Here is an 18795-nt window from a genome sequence, read left to right as displayed (position 1 = left end):
GCGGGCCTCGGTGCGAACGGCACGTTCACCCAGCCAGGGAAGGAAACCACCCCCCTCGACCCCTGAACAGGTGACACGCCCGCGCCGGGGTGACGCACCAGACGGATCGGTGTGCGGTGGCCCCTCCGGTGATCACCCCCGCCGTCGCGGTATCCCCCAATAGGAGGAGGCGTTCGCAGCCCCGTGTCCGGCAGACTGGGGCCACGACTTCCGGGCCCCCGACGAGCCCGAGATCGAGGAGGCGACCGATGACGGACGTGCGGACGATCGACGTGGAGGCGGTGACGAAGCGATTCGGAGCCGTCTCGGCGGTCGACGCGCTGAGCTTCCAGGTGCAGCCGGGCCGCGTCACGGGCTTCCTCGGCCCGAACGGCGCCGGCAAGACCACGACCCTGCGGATGCTGCTCGGTCTCGTGCGCCCGACCGCGGGACGTGCGACGTTCGGCGGTGTCTCCTACACGGACCTCGAGTCCCCCTTGCGCACCGTCGGCGCCGCCCTCGAGGCCGCAAGCTTTCACCCCGGGCGCTCCGCCCGCAGCCACCTCCGCATCGCCGCGACGGCCTCGGATATCGCCCGCTCGCGCGTCGACGAGGTGCTCGCTCTCGTGGGCCTCGCCGAGTTCGCCGACCGTCGCGTCGGGGGCTACTCGCTCGGCATGCGGCAACGGCTGGGGCTCGCGTTCGCCCTGCTCGGAGACCCGGGCGTCCTCGTGCTCGACGAACCCATCAACGGGCTCGACCCCGAGGGCATCAAGTGGATCCGGTCGCTCCTACGGGCCCTCGCGGCCGAGGGACGGACCGTGCTCGTGTCCTCGCACCTCTTGAGCGAGGTGCAGCAGAGCGTCGACGACGTCGTCATCATCGCGCGCGGGGTGCTCGTGCACTCCGGCACCCTCGCGAGCCTGTCCGCCGGTGACAGCGTGAGCGTCCTCGTCGACGCCCCCGACCGCGGCGCGCTCGCGGACGCCCTCACCGCCGCGGGATACGCCGTGACCCCCGCCCGCTCGGGCCTCATCGTCGCGGGAGTCGAGGCCGACGCCGTCGGCAGGACGGCATTCGACGCCGGCATCCCGCTGAGCGCCCTGCAACGCCAGTCGTCGGGGCTCGAGGACACGTTCCTGCATCTCGTGGAGGGGAACCGATGAGCACGTTCATGCGCACCATCCGCGCCGAGACGGCGAAGATCACGACGACGCGGATGTGGTGGGTGCTCGCGCTCGTCCTGTTCGTCTACGTCCTGTCCCTGTCCGGTGGGCTCGGCGCCCTCTTCGGCGCCGGCTCCACGGGGTCCCTCCCGGGCGGGACGACCGGCGAGATCCCGACCACGGGTCTCCCCCCGCTCCTGTACTCGTTCGCGAGCTCCGTCGGCTACGTCTTCCCCGTCCTCCTCGGCGCCCTCGCCGTGACGGGTGAGGTGCGCCATCAGACGCTCACGCCCACGTTCCTCGCCACGCCCCGCCGCGGGCTGGTGCTCGCGGCGAAGCTCGTCGTCCTGCTGGGCTTCGGAGCGCTCTTCGGCATCATCGGGCTCGTCGCCTCCGTGGGCGGTGGCGCCGGAGCCCTCGCGCTCTTCGACATCGACACGGAGCTCGGTTCGACCGACACGTGGGCGATGTTCGCACGCGTCGTGCTCGCGATGGCGTTGTGGGCGGCGGTCGGCATCGGGCTCGGTTCGGTCGTGACGAATCAGGTGGCCGTCATCGTGATCGTGATCGCGTTCACCCAGTTCGTCGAGCCCGTGCTCCGCTCCGTCGGCGCCCTCGCCGAGTGGATCGCCGACATCGTGCGGTTCCTCCCCGGAGCCGCGAGCGACGCCCTCGTCGGGACGAGCGTCTTCGGCATGATGGCTCCTGGCCAGGAGTCGCTCGACTGGTGGGTCGGAGCGCTCGTGCTCACGGCTATCGCCGCCGCCCTCACGATCATCGGTGCGTTGACGACCTGGCGCCGCGACGTGACGTGATTTTCAGGCCCGCCGCCGGGAGCGCGCCTGCGTAGGCTGAAGCCATGCAGAGGTTTCCCGCGTGGGTCGTCCGCCGTTCCGACGATGGAGCCGCGTCCACGGCCGCGCTCGAGACCCTCGACGCGGAGTTCCTCGACGCGCTCGGCGCACGCGAGGACGGACCGGCGCTCGACACCGTCGTGCGGGTGGAGTATTCGAGCGTCAACTTCAAGGATGCCCTCGCGCTGACGGGGAAGCCCGGTGTCGTCCGGCGCTCGCCCCTCGTCGCGGGCATCGATCTGACCGGCACGGTCCTTTCCACGACCCACCCCGACTGGTGTCGCGGCGACCTCGTGACGCTCAACGGCGCCGGGCTCGGTGAGACGCTCCACGGCGGCCTCGCGGGCCGCGCCCATGTGGACGGGAACCGGCTCGTGCGGGTTCCCGCGACCATGACGCCCCGCCACGCCGCGGCGCTCGGCACTGCAGGCTTCACCGCGATGCTCGCGGTGCTCCGCATCGAGCGGCACGGAGTGAGTCCGGCGGACGGTCCCGTGCTCGTGACCGGCGCGTCCGGGGGCCTCGGCTCGCTCGCCGTCGCCCTGCTCGCTCGAGCGGGTTTCGAGGTCACCGCCTCGACCGGTCGCACCGAGACGCAATCGGGCTTCCTGCGCGACCTCGGCGCCACGACGGTCATCGATCGAGGGGAGCTCGGCGAGCCGGGCAGACCGCTCCAGAGGCAGCGCTGGGCCGCTGTGATCGACGCCGTCGGCGGACCGACCCTCGTCAACGCCGTCGCCCAGTTGCGGCACGGCGGCATCGCCGCCGCGTGCGGGAACGCTCAGAGCGCCGACTACGCCGGGTCCGTCTTCCCCTTCATCCTGCGCGGTGCCACCCTGGCCGGGATCGACTCCGTGCAGGCATCGCGCGAGGAACGGCTGGCCGCGTGGGCGCGACTCGAACGCGACGTCGATGTCGCGGCGCTCGACGGGATGACGTCCGTCGTCCCGATCTCCGCCGCGCGCGAGGTCGCGGAGCGTGTGCTCTCTGGCGGCGTGCGCGGCCGGACCGTCATCGAGACGGGCGGCTGAACGAACCCAGCAGGTCGAGCGCGGACGTCAGTCCTTCGCGGTGGCGTCCTCGCCGGTCGCCTCCACGGCGGTCTGCTCGTCCGCCGTCTTCGCGTCTGTCGCCGTGGGCGCGACCGGCTCCGTCGAGGGCGCGGACGTGGCCTTGCGCGTGCGCGCCTTCGCCGGGGTCGTGACCTCGGGAGACTCTGCCGCCGTCTTCTTCGCCGTGCTGCCGCGCGCGGGCTTCTTCTCGCCACCCGTCGAAGCGGACGCCGACGTCGTCGCCTTCGTCGCAGCGCCGCGCGCCGCGGTCTTCTTCGTGACCGTCGCCCCGTCCGGAGGCGGCGTGGCGGAACCGGAGCCGGGGGTGTTCTCCGCGCTCGTCGCCCTCGATCGTTTCGCGGCCTTGGCGGGCGTGACCGCAACCGACTCGTCCGCGCCCTTGCTCGCCGCCTTCTTCGCGACGGAGGAGCGACCGCTCGACTTCGCGGCGTTGGCATCGGCCTTCGCCTTCGCGGCCTCGACCTTGGCGGCCTCGGCCTTGGCCCGCACGGCGATCGGTCGCGGGCTCACGGTGCGGACGCGCGTCGCCCGGACCTTCTTGGCCCGGACCTCGTCCTCGGCGAGGCGCAGCGCGGCGACGAGTTCGGCACCGTGATTGGTGGAGACGATGACGCGCGAGTACTCGGCGTCGACGACGTCGAGGACGACCGCCGGTCGGGACCCCTTCTTGATGACGAGGAAGTCCGTGCCGCCGTGCGACTTCCACTGGCCGACGGCGAGGGTGAGGGGAATCGCGGCTCCCTTACCGCGGACGCCACGGACCCAGATCCACGGGTCGTCCGTGAGCGTCGCCGAGCGGATGCTCGAGCGGGGGATCTCCACGTTGTCCCGCCGGAGCGAGAGAGCCTTCTCCGCCGCCGTCAATCGGATCTCGAGTCGATCGGAGTGGAGGTGGATGCTGGCCATGTTCCTAGTCTGCCGTGGCTGTGTTCGGGGCGCCGCTGTGAAAGCTCACAAACCCATAACGACGCCGCTGTATGCGGCCGTCGGAATGCGTGTCCAACCCTGCTCTTCTCAGCGGAGAGGACGCGCTCCCGCAGCGGCACGAGCCGCGTGGGGAAGAGCCTCGAGGATGCGTTCGACCGCCGCGTCATCGTGAGCCGCGGTCACGAACCACGCCTCGAACACGCTCGGGGGGAGCGAGACGCCATGGTCGAGCATGCTGTGGAAGAAGGCGGGGTAGCGCCACGCCTCCTGCGCCTGGACCGCGGCGTAATCGCGCGCGGGCTCGGCGGAGAAGACGAAGCTGAACAGGTTGCCGGCGCGCTGCACGACGTGCGCGACTCCGGCGTCCGTGAGGGCTTGTGACGCCGCAGTCGAGACGGTCGCGGCGACCGCGTCGAGCCGGGAGTAGACATCGGCGGTTGCAAGCCGGAGGGTCGCGAGACCTGCCGCGACGGCCACCGGATTCCCGGAGAGGGTGCCCGCCTGGTAGACCGGACCGAGCGGCGCCAGCAGGTCCATGATGTCCGCGCGCCCACCCAATGCCGCGAGCGGCATGCCTCCGCCGACGACCTTGCCGAACGTGAAGATGTCGGGCTGGTAGTCGACGGCATCCACGCGGGAAATACCCCAGTAGCCGGCCGGACCGACGCGGAATCCCGTGAGCACCTCGTCGATGATCACGAGCGCCCCGTGACGATGGGCGACGTCGACGATGAAGGCGTTGAACCCCGGCTTCGGCTGCACGACGCCCATGTTCGCCGGTGCGGCCTCGGTGATGACCGCCGCGATGCGATCCCCGTGCTCGGCGAAGACCGCTTCGAGCGCCGCCTCGTCGTTGTAGGGCACGACGAGGGTCTGTCGGGCGACCGCCTCGGGGACGCCGGCGGATCCGGGGAGCGCGAGCGTCGCGAGACCGGAGCCCGCGGCGGCGAGGAGCGAGTCCGAGTGCCCGTGGTAGTGGCCGGCGAACTTCACGAGCAGGTCGCGGCCGGTGGCGCCGCGCGCGAGGCGGATGGCCGTCATGGTCGCTTCCGTGCCGGTCGAGACGAGCCGTACTTTCTCGAGCGGCGACGGGCCCGCGTTCCGGAGGCGGCCGACGATCTCCTCGACGAGTTCCGTCTCCGTCGGCGTCGACGCGCCGAAGGACAGGCCGCGAGCTGCGGCCTCCTGCACCGCAGCGACGACCTGCGGGTGGGCGTGGCCGAGGATCGCCGGCCCCCACGACGCGACGAGGTCGACATACTCGCGACCCTCGGCGTCGACGACCGTCGCGCCGCGGGCCTCGACGAGGAAGCGGGGAGTGCCGCCGACCGAGCCGAATGCGCGGACGGGCGAGTTCACGCCGCCGGGGATGACCGTGCGAGCCCGGTCGAAGAGACCCTGGTTGATGTCGTTCACTTGAGCCATCCCGCGACCTCCGTCGCCCAGTAGGTGAGGATCGCGTCGGCACCGGCGCGCTTGATGCCGACGAGCGACTCCTCGATCGCGCGGTTGCGGTCGATCCAGCCGTGCGCGGCGGCGGCCTCGATCATCGAGTACTCCCCCGACACCTGGTACGCCCAGACGGGGACGTCGCTCGCGGCGGCGACGTCGGCGAGCACGTCGAGGTAACTCATCGCGGGCTTCACCATGACGATGTCGGCGCCCTCCTCGATGTCGGTGATCGCCTCGCGCAGGCCCTCCCGACGGTTGCCGGGGTCGAGCTGGTAGCTGCGGCGGTCCCCGGTGAGCTGCGAGTCGACGGCCTCGCGGAAGGGGCCGTAGAAGGCGGACGCGTACTTCGCCGAGTACGCCATGATGACGGTGTCGTGGAAGCCCTCACCGTCGAGCGCGTCGCGAACGGCGGCGACCTGGCCGTCCATCATGCCGCTCAGCCCGAGGACCTGGGAGCCGGCGCGCGCCTGGGCGAGCGCCATCTCCCGGTAGATCACGAGGGTCGCGTCGTTGTCGACGGCACCGCTGGCGTCGAGGACACCGCAGTGCCCATGATCGGTGAACTCGTCGAGGCAGAGGTCCGTCTGGACGACGATCGCGTCGCCGACCTCGGCGGCGACGGCCTCCGTCGCGACGTTGAGGATGCCGTCCGTACGGCACGACGCCGATCCGGTCGCGTCCCGGACCTCGGGGACGCCGAAGAGCATGACGCCGCCGACACCGGCCTCGGCCGCTTCGGCGGCCGTCCGACGCAGGGAGTCGATCGAGTGCTGGAGGATCCCGGGCATCGATCCGAGCGGGAGCGGCTCGGAGACGCCCTCGCGGACGAAGAGGGGCAGGACGAGCTCTGCGGGGTGCAAGCGGGTCTCCGCGACGAGGCGACGGAGCGCAGGAGTCGTGCGCAGTCGGCGCAGACGAGTCTCGGGAAAAGTCACCCCTCAAGCCTACGGCGGCAGGCTGGGCACGAGGTCAGTGCGCTTGGGGCTGGCAGCGACCTGAAGCAACTAACAAACACTCTTTTAGGTCCTTCGGTTTGCCTTTGTCCTACGGTTCCGTCCACACCGCGGCACAAAGAACCTAAAAGAGAGTCCTTTAGGTGTTTAGTATTCGTGTATGGCAGCAACTGCGCGAAATCCGTTCCGTCCGGGCGTCGGTCTTCAACCCGAATACCTGGCCGGCCGCGATGCGGCCATCGCGCAGTTCCGTCGTGTTCTTGCGGGAGCTCCAGAGATACCGGGAAACGCTCGAATAACCGGACTTCGCGGTGTCGGCAAGACGGTGCTTCTGAAACGACTTCAAGAAGTCGCCGAAGAAGTGGGATTCGCAACGATAGCCACTGAGCTGGAACCGCGTCATTGCAACGACTCGGCCTTCGAGACACTCCTGGCCCGTCAGCAAGCCGAACTTGCTAAACGCCTTTCGACGATAGAGCGTGTGAAGCGTGTTGCCGCGGACGCGGCGCAAGCCCTGCGGCGGATAGCCACTGTGACCTTCGAGGGTTTTGAATGGAGTCTCGCGGGAGACTTAGATCCAACCACGCATGACGTAGCTTCGACTCTCCTAGCTGCGGTCGAGTCGGCACTCGCTGCGGATAAGGCTGGACTCGTCCTCTTCTTCGATGAAGCCCAAGTGCTGGTCGACGACAAGGCAGCTTCCGGATCACACGCTCTCTCCTCACTGATTGCAGCGGTGTCAACTCTTCAGAAGCAGAACGTGCCCATCAGTCTCGTGCTGTGCGGTCTGCCCACGCTGACGGTGAACTTGTTGACGGCGCGGACGTACAGCGAACGAATGTTTCGGGGCTTCAAGGTCGACTCGCTCGGCTTCGAAGATGCGGCAAAGGCTTTCACTGAGCCCCTGTCAGCAGCTGCTGCTATTAAGGCTGACGACGACCTTGTCGAGCGGGTCGTGAAGGACGTCGAAGGTTACCCCTACTTCATCCAGCTATGGGGAGCGGAACTCTGGGACGCAACTCACGACGCTGGATCGGCACGCATGAGCATCGGTGTGCTCGAGGCTATTGAAGAGCGCATACATGAACGACTCGATCTCGACTTCTATGAACCTCGCGTTGAATCGCTCACTCCTGCGGAGCAGGACCTGCTCGTGGCATCAGCACAATGCCCGTATCCTCCTCTTGCCGTCGCTGACCTCAACGAAGCATCGAGCAAATCTAACGACAACGTAAACGTGCTGTTAGGACGGCTGGTGAAGGCTAACGTTCTCTACCGGCCGCGGAAGGGCCAGTACCTCTATACAGCGCCGAAATTTCGGGAGTACCTTCAGCGGCGTATCGAACTCGACTAGCACGAGCACGAGCACGCGAATCACGAACACCTGAGCTCATCAGGAGACGGTCGGGACCTCGCGGTCGGCGACCACCTCGACGATCGAGTCGATGAGGCCCGCGACCGTCTGCTCACGGGAGACGACGGCCACGTCGAGACCGACGGCGCGCGCGTCTTTCGCTGTGCGGGGGCCGATGGCCGCCACGACGGTCGACTCGGGCAGCGAACCGAACTGGGTCGCGACCTGCTCGGCGACGCTTCCCGAGGTGACGAGGATCACGCTGATGCGGCCACTGCGCACGTCCTCGACGACGCGGTCGTCGACGGGCTCGCCGATCGTGCGGTAGGCGACGACCGAGAGCACGTCGTGGCCTGCTTCCACGAGGCCGCGGGACAGCAGCGGCTTCGCGATCTCCGAGCGGAGGGTGAGGAATCGACGGGGATTCGGCTCGAGGGCGTTGAGCTCGTCGAGCATGCCGCGCGCCGAGTTGTCCCGCTCCGGCACGAGGTCGACGGCGTAGCCGACGGCCTGGAGCGCAGCGGCTGTCGTCTCTCCGACGGCCGCGATCTTCGTCGTGGGCGGGATGCGCACACCCTCCGAGTACAGGACGTCGACGGTCGTCGCACTCGTGACGGTGAGCCAGTCGAACTCGCCGGCGGTGAGCGCGTCGAGCGCTGCTCGCAGCGCAGCCGGGTCGTCGGTCGGCGCGAAGTTGATCATGGGGGCGACGACGGGTGACGCGCCGCGCGCCCGCAGGTCCGCCGCGACGCCGTCTCCCCAGGGACCGCCACGCGGGACGAGCACTCGCCACCCCTTGAGGGGTTTGCCCACGAGCGCGTGTGCCGTCATACGGTGGTCCTCACTAGGGTCGTGCTGCGAGGCCGGGGGCGCCGGCGCTGATCAGGGACGCGGCGAGCTCGAATCCGATCCGGCTCGCCGTCGCGATCCGCGCGTCGAGACCGGTTCCGTCGGGGTGGCTCGAAGCACTCGGATCGATGAGGTTCGGGAGGACCGCCTGCGCATCATTCTCCACGGAAGACGATCCGTCTCCAGCGTACACGCTGGCTGTGAGGCGGATACCGTGCTCCCCCACGCGGGCGGAGGCACCGACGGGAGCGGAGCAACCCGCCTCGAGTCCGGCGAGCACGGCGCGCTCCGCCTCGGCCGCGACGAACGCGTCGGCGTCGTTGATGGCGCGCACCGCACGCGCGGTCTCGCTGTCCCCGTGGCGGTCGAACGATGCGACGGTCTCGACGGCGAGCGCTCCCTGAGCCGGAGCGGTCGGCCACTCGTCGAGCTCGAAGATCTGCGTGATCGCGGCCGTGCGGTCGAGTCGGGACAGCCCGGCGACGGCGAGGACGACCGCGTCGAGCTCGCCCGACGTGACGAACCCGAGGCGCGTGTCGACGTTGCCGCGGATGTCGACGACGGTGAGATCGGGGCGCCGTGCGAGCAACTGGGCCGCGCGCCGTGGCGACCCGGTACCGACGCGCGCGTCGGCCGGCAGCTCCTCGAGCGTGAGTCCGTCGCGCGCGCAGAGGGCGTCGCGCGCGTCCGCACGCAACGGGACGGCCGCGATGACGAGTCCCGGGTACGGAGCGGTCGGGAGGTCCTTCATGGAGTGCACGACGATGTCGCACGTTCCGACGAGCAGGGCCTCGCGGAGCGCGGAGGCGAAGACCCCCGTGCCGCCGAGGCTCGAGAGCGACGCCTGGGAGACGTCGCCGTGCGTCGTCACGGGCACGAGTTCCGTCGCGATCCCCGTTCGCTCGGTGATGAGCTCCGCGACGTCACCGCACTGCGCGAGGGCGAGCGCGCTGCCGCGCGTTCCGATCCGCAGGGTCATGGCGCCAGTCCCGCGACGGCCGGCTTGAAGCCGAGGCGAGCGTTCTCGCAGCACCCCGGGCGGCACACGTCGTACCACGGGCCGAGCTCCGTGGTCGCCGGGCGTTCTTCCGCCGGCGTGCCGTTGACGCGCTCGAGGATGAGGTCGACGAGTCCGGCGACGTAGTCGTCGTGCGTGCCCGGCGTCGCGACGCGGACGGACGCGAGACCGAGCCGCTTGGCGGTGTCCGTCGCCTCGTTGTCGAGATCCCAGAGCACCTCCATGTGGTCGCTCACGAAGCCGATGGGCACGATGACGACGGCGCGGCGGCCCGCGGCGGGAAGCTCCTCCATGGCGTCGTTGATGTCCGGGTCCAGCCACGGCTGGCTCGGCGGCCCCGAGCGCGACTGGAAGACGAGCTGCCACGGCGGCACGCCGCCCTCACCGCGTTCGGCGCGCACGGCCTCCATGACGACGCCGGCGACGGCGCGGTGCTGGGCACCGTAGGCGCCGCCGCGCGGACCGAAGTCGCGGTCGCGAGGGCCGGAGCGCTCGGCGTCGCCGTCCGGGATCGAGTGCGTCGTGAACATCACCTCGACCTCGGTCGCCACGTCGAGTCCCTCGACCTGACCCTCGAGCGTCGTGAGAGCGTCGCGGACGCCGTCGATGAAGGGACCGACGAAGCCGGGGTGGTCGAAGAACTGCCGCACCTTGTCGATACGGACGGTGCCGGCGAGCTTCGTCTCGTCGAGCACGCGAGCGAAGTCCTCGCGGTACTGGCGGCAACCGGAGTAGGAGGAGTAGGCGCTCGTCGCGATCGCGAGCAGTTGCGTGTACCCGCGGTCGTTCGCTTCCGTCACGGCCTCTTCGAGGTACGGGATCCAGTTGCGGTTGCCCCACAGCACGGGGAGGTCGATGCCGCGGCGGGCGAGCTCCGACTCGAGGGCCGCCTTGAGCGCGCGGTTCTGGTCGTTGATGGGACTCACACCGCCGTAGTGACGGTAGTGGTGCGCGACCTCTTCGAGTCGTTCGTCCGGGATGCCGCGACCGCGCGTGACGTTGCGGAGGAAGGGGATGACGTCGTCCTGACCCTCGGGGCCACCGAAACCCGCGAGGAGGATCGCGTCGTAGGACGTCGGCTCGCTCACGTGCGGCGCACCGGACGAGGCGGCCGGTGAAGCCGACGGCACGAGCGGGGTCGCGGCGTCCTCCACCGCGAGCTCGGCGGTGAACGCGTCGAAGCTCCCGTCGGTACTGCCGAGGTTGCGGGCGGCCATCAGGACAGCACCTCCGCGACTTCGGCGGCGGGGATGCGGCGTCCCGTGAAGAACGGCACCTCCTCGCGGACGTGGCGACGCGCGTCCGTGGCGCGCAGATCGCGCATGAGGTCCACGAGGTCGACGAGGTCGTCGGACTCGAGAGGGAGCAGCCACTCGTAGTCACCGAGCGCGAACGAGGCGACCGTGTTCGCGAGCACACCACGGAAGGCGGCTCCCTTGCGGCCGTGCTCCGCGAGCATCGCGCGACGCTCCTCCTCGGGCAGCAGGTACCACTCGAAGCTGCGGACGAAGGGGTAGAGGCAGAGCCACTGCAGCGGCTCCTTCCCGCGGAGGAAGCCCGGGACGTGCTGGCGGTTGAACTCGGCGTCGCGGTGGACGCCCATCGCGTTCCACGTCGGCAGCAGATCGGAGAGCATCGTCGTACGGCGCAGCGCCCGGAGCCCGGCCTGGAGCGCCTCGGCGGTGTCGCCGTGCAGCCAGATCATGAGGTCGGCGTCGGCACGCATGCCCGAGACGTCGTAGAAACCGCGGATGGTGACGCCGTCGGCGTCGAGGACGTCGACGACCGATTCGAGTTCCGAAACCGCCGGTGCCGAGACGTCCGCCGCCCGATCCGGGTTGCGACGGAGGATCGCCCACAGGGTGAATCCGGACGGTCCGACGTCAGGTTCTTCGGTGTGGGGAGAGGGGTGGACTGCCTCGTCGGAGGCCGGGTGAGTCATGACTCCATCCTCCCTCTTAACCCTGAAAGATTTCAAAGCGCGGAGCCCCGCGGCCACATCGCTCGGTGAGGGGGAGACGACGAACCGCGCGGCCCCTCAGGGACCGCGCGGTTCGACGTGTGTGGGCGGGTGGCGCTTAGGGCTGCGCGGCCGCGTCCGCGGCGTCCGGGGTCGAGCCGGTCGCGCCGCCGACGGTGCCACCGCCGGCGCCGCTGCCGCCGCCGAGCAGGTCGCCGAGGCTCTGGCCGCCCGCGTCGCCCGAGCGCCGGGTGGCGCCGTTGAAGAGCTTCGTGAGGTCGATGCCCGTCGCGTCCTTGAGGAGCGTCGAGACCTGCGTGACGTTGTTGACGACGTCGTTCGAGAGCTTCGTCGCGCCGTCGGTCGAGATGACCGTGAGGTTGTCGATCGAGGCGTACGGGGCGGCGAGCTCGCGGGCGATCTGCGGCAGGATCTCGATTGCGCGCTGCTGCAGCAGAGCCTCGGACTCGTTGCGGAGCGCGGCGACGCGGAGCTCGGTCGCCCGCGCCTCGGCCTCACCCTTGGCGAGGATCGCGGCCGCCTCGGCCTCACCCTCTGCGCGCGTGGCCTCGGCCTCGGCGATACGGCGGTCGCGGTCGGCCTTCGCCTCGGCGACGACCTTCGCGGCGTCGGCCTCCGCGATCTGGCGGATGCGGTACGACTCGGCGTCCGCGACCTTGCGGACCTCGGCGTTGAGCTGCTGCTCGCGGAGCGCGGCCTCGCGGACGGCGGTGATCTCGCGCTGCTGGAGGATGCCCTGCTGCGCGGTCGCCTCGGCGAGCGGCTTCGCAGCCTCTGCTCGCGCGATCGCCTCGTCCGTCTCGGTCTTGATCGACGCGTTCTTCAGCGACAATTCGCGGTTCGCGTCGGCGATGGCCTCCGCCGCCTCGATGCGCGCCTGCTCCGACGCACGGGCCGACTGCGACTCCGCGATCTCGGCCGCCTGGCGGACACGGGCCTGCTCAGGGCGACCGAGGTCGGTGATGTAGCCCTTGTCGTCCGCGATCTCCTTGATCTGGAATGTGTCGACGTCGAGACCCTGGTTGAGGAGTGAGGTGCGGGCAGCCTCGAGCACCTGCTCGGCGAGGCCGGCGCGGTCGCGGATGATCTCCTCGACCGTGAGGTTACCGATCGACGAACGCAGCGAACCGGAGAGCACCTCCTGCGTGAAGGGCTCGATGTGCTGGTCCTGACCGAGGAAGCGCTGGGCGGCCGAACGGATCGCCCCATCGCTGTCGCCGACCTTGACGACGGCCACGGCCTCGACGCGGATGGTGACACCGTTGCGTGTCTGCGCGACGCCCTGGATCCCGATCGCGCGGGAGCGCAGGGAGAGCGAGAAGTGACGCTGCAGGAACGGCACGACGAAGACGCCGCCGCCCTGGACGACCTTTTGACCCGAGAGGTCCGTGATCGTGCGGCCGTCGGCGCCGACCGTCTTCTTCGCCTTGCGCCCCGTGACGATGATCGCCTCGTCGGGCTTCGCGATCTTGTACCGGCTCTTGATGAACAGAGCCAGGATGACGAGGATCACCACCACGGCGATGATGATGGGGATCGACGCGATGGCGAGCAGGTCCATGACACTCCAGAGTGTTGGTGGGCGGTGCCTTCACCCTATCGGGAGGCCAGGTTCCGGTATACGGGCAGTCCTCCCCCCGTGCGGGCGACTCGCCACCAGCGCCCCTCCGAACGCTTCACGCACAAGCGACCGCCGTGTTTCACGGTTCGACGAGGTCGTCTCCCCTGTGTGCTCCGTAGTACTCGGACTGCCGCCGCATCAGGTCCCTCATCGACGTCTCCCGCCCGACGCCGTAGACGGTCCCGCCGAAGTCGAGCTTCCGTTGGATCGCCCAGATCTCGTCGTGACGCTCGGGCGGCAGGATCGACGCCGGCGCACCGACAGCCACCCAGCCGATAGGGACGACGGCACCGGGCGCCACGACGGTGTTGACCTGCACGACGCCATTGATACGGACCTCGGCTCCCCGGCCGATGCGGCTGCCCGGGAACAAGGAGGCACCCGTGGCGATGAACGCCTCGTCCTCCACTGTGCTGCCGTTGATGTGGGTGTGAGGACCGATCATGACGGCCGCGCCGACACGGGCGGGATGGCCCGCTCGACCACGGATCAGCGCCTGCTCCATGACGACGGCGTCCTCGCCGACGGTGACCTCGCCGTCCTCCGCCGTGATAACGGCCCCGTGCAGGATCCGAGCACCCGGCCCGACCCGGACGTCTCCGACGATCACAGCCGACGGGGCGACGTAGGCGGTCGCGTCGATCGACGGCTCGACGCCGCGGTGTCTCATCAGCATCCGTCCGCTCCGATCCTCGCTCTCACCCTAGCGATGACCCGCCCTCATCCTGCTCCCCGGCTTCCGCAGAGTCCGGGCACGGTGACCCGTTCGGAAGAGTATCGAGCACTCCATCACGGACGCGCGCCATCGACGCCCATCATGAACAGCTCGCCCGCCCAGAGCACCTGGGCGACGGCGATGCCGACGCCGGATGCGAGCGCGACGGCGAGGACGGCGTAGACGAATCCCGTCCACCTCCGTACTCGCCCTCGTACGGCGACTATCGCGAGGAGCACGAGTCCGACCATGTGGGCGGCGACGAGCGGCACCCCTCCGACCACCGCGCCCCATCCCGCCATCGTGGACCCGGCGGAGACGGCCTTCGGCTGCTCCGTCATCTCCTCCTCGTGCGCCAGACCGAACCAGTTCCAGCCGACGATCATCACGATGACGCCGACGACGCTCAGCGCCCAGAGCCATCGTGCGTAACGGCGGTCGGCCCACCCCGTCTTCGTGAGATCGTCCGCTGCGCGTCGGCGTGTTGCCGCCCATGGCGGGTGCCTCGTCATGCGCGCAACACTAGCGGCGGGGAAACGTCCTCCTCCATCGGCGCCAGGGAGGAGCACGCCGAGACGTGGCTCACGTCACATGACGATGACGAGCTTCCCGGCGACACCGCCGCGGTCGAAGCGATCGTGGGCACGTCCGATGTCGTCAATACGGAACGTTTCGTGGACGACGGGCCGGATGTGGTTCGCGTCGACGAATGCGCTCAGTGCGGCGAGCTGCCCGGTCGGCGGCTCGCCCGCGAACATTCGGATCCGTCGCGAGCCGTGGATCGCGGACAAACCGACAGCGGCGAGTGCGCCGGCAGAGCCGACGGCCACGGTCGCCATGCGCCCGTTCCGGGAGAGCGCGCTTCGCCAGGCCGATAGCTGAGTGCCGACCGTGTCGAAGATCACGTCCGCCGAACCGACGTCCGATGGTGTCGCCGTCGCATAGTCGAAGACCTCTTGCGCTCCGAGAGAGCGAACGAGGTCGCCATTGCGCCGCGATGTAACGCCGATGACCTGGCCACCCAGTGCGGCGGCGATCGGAACGGCAGCACTGCCCACCCCGCCGGATGCCCCGCGGATGAGCGTCCGCGAACCGGGTCGAAGGCTCAACACGTCTCGGAAGGCCCGGAGAGCGGTGTACCCGCCGACAATGAGCGCTGCAGCCTCCGCATCACTCAGCGACTCGGGTGCGGGCGCCACTCGATGGGAGTGTACGACCGCGAATTCGGCGGCGAGGCCCGTCGATCTCCTCAGTCCGTCGGCTCCGGCTCGCATGGCCCAGACACGTTCTCCTTTGACGAATCCCGTCACGCCCGCGCCGACCCCCTCGATGCGGCCAACGGCGTCCACGCCGAGACCCTGCGGAAACCTCCGGCGTGTGATGAGACCGAGTTCTCCCGACCGGTGCGATGCGTCGACGGCGTTCACGCTCGACGCGGCGACACGGATCAGCACCTCGCCCTCGCCTGGGGTCGGCACGGCAGCGTCCACAACATCGATGACTCCCGGATCACCGAAACGAACGAACTGGGCCGCCTTCATCGAATCTCCTCGATCGTGTTCATAAGTGAAAGATAGCTTCCACTTCCTAGACAGTAGCAGAAGTGGCAATGATCTTCCACTTGCTAGGATGTCCGCATGGTGCTCCGTGTCGATGCCCGCCAAAATCGTGACCGTATCGTCGATGCCGCACAGGACCTCTTCGCTTCCGAGGGATTGGAAACGCCGATGTCCGAGATCGCGCGCCGCGCTGGGGTGGGGGCGGCGACACTCTCCCGCCGCTTCCCGACGAGGGAGTCACTCATCGACGCCGTGTTCGAACGGCAGCTCGGATGGTGGATGAGCGCGGTCGATGCCGTCGAGAAGGCCCCCGACGCCTGGGTGGCCCTCTCGGATCTTCTCGAGCAGGCATGCGTCGAACAGGCTCGCGAGCAGGTTTGCGCAGATCTGGTGGTTCGCGCCTTCTTCAACGGAACGAGCTTCGACGCCGAGAAGGCGATCCTTCGGTCCACGATCGAGCGGGTCCTCGACGCCGCGAAGGAAGCGGGAACGGTCCGCGACGATGTGGTGTGGGACGACATCGTCCTGCTCATCGAGGCGAACGCCGGCGCCGCTAACCTCGTACCCTCGGACTCCGAGGCGTCGGCGCGACGACTCGCCCAGCATTTCCTGAGGTCATTCACGACCTTCTCCGGCGGTCGTTGACCCGTCGTCCGTGATACCCCCTGCAGCCCTGACCGGGCGATCGAGATGCCGCCCCCTGCAATCCCGTGCCGGATCTCGTGGACAACTTCATGTCAGGGCACGACAAGTTCGGCGCGCACCTCTTCATCGCTCCAACCGTTGTCAGTACCGGTCATACTCGCGCGTCGCTACGCCGGTGTCGCGGTGCGGCCCGGAGCCACGACAAGCGGATCGCCGTCGATGACGCCCGTCTGGTGGATTCGCGATAGCCGAGGACGCCGTCTCACCGGCGGACGAACACCTGGCGATCCACGACGCGAACGACGGTCGCGCCGCGCTCACGCCGAACGATCTCGGCGACCTGTGCGAACGCTCGCTTCGCGCGCCGACCGACCACGAAGGCCATCACCAGCACGGCGATGCACAACACGAGGATGACGAGGGCCACGACGGGGATCGCGGGCACGTCGGCGAGGGCGGAGGCGAAGATCGCGGCGAGGAAGCCCACGGCGACGGCCGAGAACGTCGCGCCCAACAGCAGATTCATGGCACGCCGCCCGTGACCGGCCGCCGTAACCACCTCGGGAATGGAGGCGTTCAGCGCTTCGGTCGTCTCACGGCTCAACTGCGCATCGATGTCGTCCACGAGTCCACTAAGGCCGGTCCCCGGGCCCCGGTCGAGACCGATCTCGCTCAGGCCCACGGGGGACGGCGCCCATGCTGCAGGAGGTCTGCACCATGGACGCCGTCGTTTGCCCGGCTCGAATCCCTAGCGCTTGAGCACGGCGCGGGCCACGGCCCACACGCCGGCGCCCACGGCGAGGGCGACCGCGGCCACCCCGCCGACGAGTGCTTGCGGGTTCTCCTCGCGGAGCTCCGCGATCTTCGCCTTGGCGCGATCGGTCGCCTTGCCGACCTGCTTGGGGACGTTGAGCTTGTCCTCGATCGCGTTGAGGGTCGCCACGAGTTCGGCGCGCACCTCTTCGGCGCTCGGGTTGTCAGTGCCGGTCATACTCACCCACCCCTTTCACTGCTCGGATGTCTTTCTGGAATTCGTCGGACGGGCTCGGCCCCTCGCTGATCTTGCGGAAGAAGCGGAGGGCGATGAGCACGAGGACCCCCGCGATGAGCAGGAACACCACGAACACGATGAGCGCCGCGAGCCATGCGGGCATGACGAGCGCGAGCGCCAGGATGCCGACGGCCACGAGGGTGCCGAGCGCGAAGAACAGGAACATGAGCGCGACGACGACGAGGCCCGCACCGATGCCGGCGTTCTTGCCGATGTGGCTCGCCTTGCCCTTGAGGCCGTCGAGCTCGGCGGTGAGGAGTCTCTTGAGCAGACCCGGGATCGACGTGATCAGGTCGAGGAGCGGGACCTGCTCCTTCGAGCGCCGCGTCGGCGTCTCCGTGGTGTACCGGCTCATGATCGGCGGCTCAGCGGGATGACGACGAACCGTCGGCGATGCCGCCGAGCTCGTCCTTCACGTCGCCGACCTCACCGATCGTGTCGTCGAGCTTCTGACCGGGTGTGCGGCTGCTCGAGACGATCTTCACGATCGTCTTCGCTCCCGAGAACAGCGTGGTCGGAACCGCGCTCACGCGGGCCTTCGCGAAGCCCTGGACCGTGCGCACCTGCTTCTGCACCGGCTCGGTCTCGTACAGCTTCAGCCAGTTGGCCTTGATCTGCTCGTAGCGTCCGCGTCCAGCACGGGCACCGAGGACGTACCCCGTTGCCAGCCCCGTCACGAGGAGGATCTTGCCCTTCATAGCGTCTCCGTCCGATCGGCGTCCATCGACTGGCCCCACGGCGGACGTCACGCAGAAGCGGACGCGCCGGGGCCAGGGTTCCAGCGTATCCGCATCGGCGTCCGCGCGCCCACCCCTGCATTCCGCTCGTGGAATGCGGTAGGCGACGCGTCAGGCATCCGGCGCGGTCAGGTCGTGCGGATCGATCGGGTTCAATCCCCTCCCGGTACCGGGCAGGGGAGCTCGAGGGTGGCCGTCAGACCGGTGCGCATGACGAACCGATCGCCGGCTGCCGTCTCGAACGAAACGGTGAGCGGAGAGTCGGCCGGCGGTGTCTCGACACATGCTGGAGCCGTCGGCAACCGGAAGGTGAAAACCTTCGTCTCGGCCTCTCCGACGATCAGCGGGAGGTCGCAATCGACGAGTTCCTCCCCATCCGGAATTCGTCCGCAGAACAGACTCTCGGCCGGCAACCAGCCGTCGTGGAATTGGACCGCCGCCGTCGTCACCGATCCCGCGGACCGGCCGGCATTCGTCACCTCGACACGGATCTGCATCGACCCGTCGGCGTGCTCGCCCGCGCCGAACGTGCGCTCGATCCCCTTACCGTCCACTTCCCAGAGGTTTGCGGTGGGATAGTCGAGGACGACCTCCGCGACGCCGACGAGCACTGCACCGTCGACACGGTGCGCCTCACGCTGCGCCTCGAGTTGCTCGGTGAGGATCCGGTTCTGATTTCCCGTCACAACGACACCGACCACCGCGATCAGGGCACCCACCGCCCCCACCCATGCCACGAACCGATCGCGTCGCTCCTGCCGCTGCTTCCGCGCGAGGTCATCACGCTCCTGCTGGCTCCTCTTCTCCACCAGCTCGCGGTATCTCTTCCTCCGCTTCGATCCGAACACTCGACCCTTCCGT

General features: G+C 69.1%; 21 protein-coding genes. 5 read left to right on the top strand and 16 right to left on the bottom strand.

All coding sequences use genetic code 11. The features are described 5' to 3' along the window. The first annotated feature begins 248 nt into the window (after positions 1-248). From ELQ90_RS01825 to ELQ90_RS01815, 3 genes are read left to right on the top strand one after another with little or no spacing between them, the layout of a single operon-like run. Positions 249-1145, top strand: a complete 897-nt coding sequence (locus ELQ90_RS01825) for an ABC transporter ATP-binding protein (protein WP_128493553.1) — start codon at positions 249-251, stop codon at positions 1143-1145. Then, on the top strand, positions 1142-1960 hold the full coding sequence (locus ELQ90_RS01820; protein ID WP_208020539.1) for an ABC transporter permease: 819 nt from the start codon (positions 1142-1144) through the stop codon (positions 1958-1960). The genes ELQ90_RS01825 and ELQ90_RS01820 overlap by 4 nt, the downstream gene beginning before the upstream one ends. 44 nt (positions 1961-2004) lie before the next feature. Next, positions 2005-3030 carry an MDR family oxidoreductase gene (locus ELQ90_RS01815; RefSeq protein ID WP_128493552.1) on the top strand — a complete coding sequence of 342 codons (1026 nt, stop codon included), beginning with the start codon at positions 2005-2007 and terminating at the stop codon, positions 3028-3030. 27 nt (positions 3031-3057) lie between these two features. Here the strand turns inward: ELQ90_RS01815 and ELQ90_RS16775 are convergent, their stop codons facing one another. From ELQ90_RS16775 to hemB, 3 genes are all read right to left on the bottom strand, one after another. Beyond that, on the bottom strand, positions 3058-3978 hold the full coding sequence (locus tag ELQ90_RS16775) for a hypothetical protein (protein WP_208020538.1): 921 nt from the start codon (positions 3976-3978) through the stop codon (positions 3058-3060). A gap of 108 nt (positions 3979-4086) precedes the next feature. Next, complete coding sequence (hemL, locus tag ELQ90_RS01805) at positions 4087-5424, bottom strand: glutamate-1-semialdehyde 2,1-aminomutase (protein ID WP_128493551.1); 1338 nt, start codon at positions 5422-5424, stop codon at positions 4087-4089. After that, entirely contained in the window at positions 5412-6386 is a 975-nt protein-coding gene (gene hemB, locus ELQ90_RS01800) for a porphobilinogen synthase (protein ID WP_128493550.1), read from the bottom strand. The genes hemL and hemB overlap by 13 nt, the downstream gene beginning before the upstream one ends. Positions 6387-6564: 178 nt before the next feature. On the opposite strand from hemB, the gene ELQ90_RS01795 reads away from it, so the two are divergent. Beyond that, positions 6565-7758: an ATP-binding protein gene (locus ELQ90_RS01795; RefSeq protein ID WP_128493549.1), complete on the top strand. Its 1194-nt coding sequence runs from the start codon at positions 6565-6567 to the stop codon at positions 7756-7758. Between the two features lie 39 nt (positions 7759-7797). Here the strand turns inward: ELQ90_RS01795 and ELQ90_RS01790 are convergent, their stop codons facing one another. From ELQ90_RS01790 to ELQ90_RS01755, 8 genes are all read right to left on the bottom strand, one after another. Further along, positions 7798-8589: a uroporphyrinogen-III synthase gene (locus ELQ90_RS01790; protein ID WP_128493548.1), complete on the bottom strand. Its 792-nt coding sequence runs from the start codon at positions 8587-8589 to the stop codon at positions 7798-7800. A 13-nt stretch (positions 8590-8602) separates the two neighbouring features. Next, the gene (gene hemC, locus ELQ90_RS01785; protein ID WP_128493547.1) at positions 8603-9586 is read right to left on the bottom strand and encodes a hydroxymethylbilane synthase; all 984 of its coding nucleotides are present in this window, start codon (positions 9584-9586) and stop codon (positions 8603-8605) included. Continuing rightward, on the bottom strand, positions 9583-10842 hold the full coding sequence (locus ELQ90_RS01780; protein WP_128493546.1) for a ferrochelatase: 1260 nt from the start codon (positions 10840-10842) through the stop codon (positions 9583-9585). The genes hemC and ELQ90_RS01780 overlap by 4 nt, the downstream gene beginning before the upstream one ends. Next, complete coding sequence (gene hemQ / locus ELQ90_RS01775) at positions 10842-11567, bottom strand: hydrogen peroxide-dependent heme synthase (protein ID WP_128493545.1); 726 nt, start codon at positions 11565-11567, stop codon at positions 10842-10844. Before hemQ ends, ELQ90_RS01780 begins: the two co-directional genes overlap by 1 nt. Positions 11568-11703: 136 nt before the next feature. Beyond that, the gene (locus tag ELQ90_RS01770; RefSeq protein ID WP_128493544.1) at positions 11704-13167 is read right to left on the bottom strand and encodes a flotillin family protein; all 1464 of its coding nucleotides are present in this window, start codon (positions 13165-13167) and stop codon (positions 11704-11706) included. A 139-nt stretch (positions 13168-13306) separates the two neighbouring features. Next, positions 13307-13897, bottom strand: a complete 591-nt coding sequence (locus tag ELQ90_RS01765) for a gamma carbonic anhydrase family protein (protein WP_341810148.1) — start codon at positions 13895-13897, stop codon at positions 13307-13309. A 119-nt stretch (positions 13898-14016) separates the two neighbouring features. Continuing rightward, a complete protein-coding gene (locus ELQ90_RS01760) occupies positions 14017-14454 on the bottom strand; it encodes a hypothetical protein (RefSeq protein ID WP_243695955.1) in 438 nt (145 codons plus the stop codon). A 75-nt stretch (positions 14455-14529) separates the two neighbouring features. Beyond that, entirely contained in the window at positions 14530-15483 is a 954-nt protein-coding gene (locus ELQ90_RS01755) for a quinone oxidoreductase family protein (protein ID WP_128493542.1), read from the bottom strand. 96 nt (positions 15484-15579) lie between these two features. Here ELQ90_RS01755 and ELQ90_RS01750 point away from each other — a divergent pair, with 96 nt between their 5' ends. Further along, the gene (locus ELQ90_RS01750; protein ID WP_128493541.1) at positions 15580-16146 is read left to right on the top strand and encodes a TetR/AcrR family transcriptional regulator; all 567 of its coding nucleotides are present in this window, start codon (positions 15580-15582) and stop codon (positions 16144-16146) included. A gap of 262 nt (positions 16147-16408) precedes the next feature. Here the strand turns inward: ELQ90_RS01750 and ELQ90_RS01745 are convergent, their stop codons facing one another. From ELQ90_RS01745 to ELQ90_RS01725, 5 genes are all read right to left on the bottom strand, one after another. Beyond that, positions 16409-16771 (bottom strand): hypothetical protein, encoded by a 363-nt coding sequence (locus ELQ90_RS01745; protein WP_128493540.1) that lies wholly within the window; start codon positions 16769-16771, stop codon positions 16409-16411. Positions 16772-16894: 123 nt separating this feature from the next. Further along, entirely contained in the window at positions 16895-17137 is a 243-nt protein-coding gene (locus tag ELQ90_RS01740; RefSeq protein WP_128493539.1) for a DUF3618 domain-containing protein, read from the bottom strand. Next, entirely contained in the window at positions 17124-17552 is a 429-nt protein-coding gene (locus ELQ90_RS01735; RefSeq protein ID WP_128493538.1) for a phage holin family protein, read from the bottom strand. Before ELQ90_RS01735 ends, ELQ90_RS01740 begins: the two co-directional genes overlap by 14 nt. A gap of 10 nt (positions 17553-17562) precedes the next feature. Continuing rightward, positions 17563-17895, bottom strand: coding sequence for a hypothetical protein (locus ELQ90_RS01730; RefSeq protein WP_128493537.1), 333 nt, complete (start codon positions 17893-17895; stop codon positions 17563-17565). 191 nt (positions 17896-18086) lie between these two features. Further along, positions 18087-18743, bottom strand: a complete 657-nt coding sequence (locus ELQ90_RS01725) for a hypothetical protein (RefSeq protein WP_128493536.1) — start codon at positions 18741-18743, stop codon at positions 18087-18089. Between the last annotated feature and the right edge of the window lie 52 nt (positions 18744-18795).

It is taken from the genome of Labedella phragmitis (assembly GCF_004078635.1).
GTDB lineage: Bacteria > Actinomycetota > Actinomycetes > Actinomycetales > Microbacteriaceae > Labedella > Labedella phragmitis.
This window is presented reverse-complemented; position numbering and strand designations above follow the sequence as displayed.

Bases quoted from the DNA above. Each gene is read 5' to 3' on its own strand.
- ELQ90_RS01825 (WP_128493553.1), top strand. From the start codon at position 249: ATGACGGACGTGCGGACGATCGACGTGGAGGCGGTGACGAAGCGATTC.
- ELQ90_RS01820 (WP_208020539.1), top strand. From the start codon at position 1,142: ATGAGCACGTTCATGCGCACCATCCGCGCCGAGACGGCGAAGATCACG.
- ELQ90_RS01815 (WP_128493552.1), top strand. From the start codon at position 2,005: ATGCAGAGGTTTCCCGCGTGGGTCGTCCGCCGTTCCGACGATGGAGCC.
- ELQ90_RS16775 (WP_208020538.1), bottom strand. From the start codon at position 3,978: ATGGCCAGCATCCACCTCCACTCCGATCGACTCGAGATCCGATTGACG.
- hemL (WP_128493551.1), bottom strand. From the start codon at position 5,424: ATGGCTCAAGTGAACGACATCAACCAGGGTCTCTTCGACCGGGCTCGC.
- ELQ90_RS01795 (WP_128493549.1), top strand. From the start codon at position 6,565: ATGGCAGCAACTGCGCGAAATCCGTTCCGTCCGGGCGTCGGTCTTCAA.
- ELQ90_RS01790 (WP_128493548.1), bottom strand. From the start codon at position 8,589: ATGACGGCACACGCGCTCGTGGGCAAACCCCTCAAGGGGTGGCGAGTG.
- hemC (WP_128493547.1), bottom strand. From the start codon at position 9,586: ATGACCCTGCGGATCGGAACGCGCGGCAGCGCGCTCGCCCTCGCGCAG.
- ELQ90_RS01780 (WP_128493546.1), bottom strand. From the start codon at position 10,842: ATGGCCGCCCGCAACCTCGGCAGTACCGACGGGAGCTTCGACGCGTTC.
- hemQ (WP_128493545.1), bottom strand. From the start codon at position 11,567: ATGACTCACCCGGCCTCCGACGAGGCAGTCCACCCCTCTCCCCACACC.
- ELQ90_RS01770 (WP_128493544.1), bottom strand. From the start codon at position 13,167: ATGGACCTGCTCGCCATCGCGTCGATCCCCATCATCATCGCCGTGGTG.
- ELQ90_RS01765 (WP_341810148.1), bottom strand. From the start codon at position 13,897: ATGAGACACCGCGGCGTCGAGCCGTCGATCGACGCGACCGCCTACGTC.
- ELQ90_RS01760 (WP_243695955.1), bottom strand. From the start codon at position 14,454: ATGACGAGGCACCCGCCATGGGCGGCAACACGCCGACGCGCAGCGGAC.
- ELQ90_RS01755 (WP_128493542.1), bottom strand. From the start codon at position 15,483: ATGAAGGCGGCCCAGTTCGTTCGTTTCGGTGATCCGGGAGTCATCGAT.
- ELQ90_RS01750 (WP_128493541.1), top strand. From the start codon at position 15,580: ATGGTGCTCCGTGTCGATGCCCGCCAAAATCGTGACCGTATCGTCGAT.
- ELQ90_RS01740 (WP_128493539.1), bottom strand. From the start codon at position 17,137: ATGACCGGCACTGACAACCCGAGCGCCGAAGAGGTGCGCGCCGAACTC.
- ELQ90_RS01735 (WP_128493538.1), bottom strand. From the start codon at position 17,552: ATGAGCCGGTACACCACGGAGACGCCGACGCGGCGCTCGAAGGAGCAG.
- ELQ90_RS01730 (WP_128493537.1), bottom strand. From the start codon at position 17,895: ATGAAGGGCAAGATCCTCCTCGTGACGGGGCTGGCAACGGGGTACGTC.